Raw genomic sequence first — 777 nt, 5'->3', positions numbered from 1 at the left:
GGTATAAAAGCCTACGAGTTTGAAAACGATAAAAAGCACATTTTCGTAATGCAACTCCTGCTCGCGAATCACATCATAGCCTGTATCTGCAAAGAAACTTTGCAGACGTCGGAAGAAAGAGTTATAGTCACCGGAACGTACTTCACGGACAAACTTCTGAATTTCAAAAGGAGACTCCACCTTATTTACGTTTGCATAATAAGGAAGTAAGAAACGGACAAACCCCTCTTCCACTTCACGATTCGGAAAACCTAAACGGTATATGCCAAACTCTTCGTCATATCCCTTAATAGTGAGATATCCGCTCTGGTAAATCACCGGAATGGGATTACTAGATTCCGAGTCGATGCTGTTCAGCACCTGTTCGTCTGTCTCCTCATGAGCCATCCGTTCCAAATCATAGTGATGCTTCTTCAACAAGTTCACCAGATAAGTGGGTGTCCCCGTCTCAAACCAGTAGCTGCCGAACTTCATCTTATCAAACGTGTTCAACAGACTAAAAGGATTATAGATTCCGATGGTATGCTCCACAAAGTGGTAGCCATCATAACATTCTTTCAATTCTGCGCACACCTGTTCATAACTCATCTTCTGCTTTTCTGCCAACTGATGCAATTCCTCCTCCAGATTGTCATGTATTTCTTTCTCCGTGATACCGCAAATATCCACAAAGCGTTCATCCATTGAAATATCCTTCAAGTTATTCAAGTCACTGAATACGCTCACCTTGCCAAATTTTGTCACCCCAGTCAGCAACGCAAACTTGATGCAGCCGTC

The 777-nt window shown here is 42.7% G+C and carries 1 protein-coding gene; it reads right to left on the bottom strand.

Annotation, left to right across the window (positions count from 1 at the left end; genetic code table 11):
- Positions 1-777 (bottom strand): AAA family ATPase (locus DXB58_RS27595; RefSeq protein WP_158571596.1); only part of this gene is annotated, 777 nt, incomplete at both ends.

It is taken from the genome of Bacteroides sp. OM05-10AA (assembly GCF_003439055.1).
Classification (GTDB): domain Bacteria; phylum Bacteroidota; class Bacteroidia; order Bacteroidales; family Bacteroidaceae; genus Bacteroides; species Bacteroides intestinigallinarum.
This window is presented reverse-complemented; position numbering and strand designations above follow the sequence as displayed.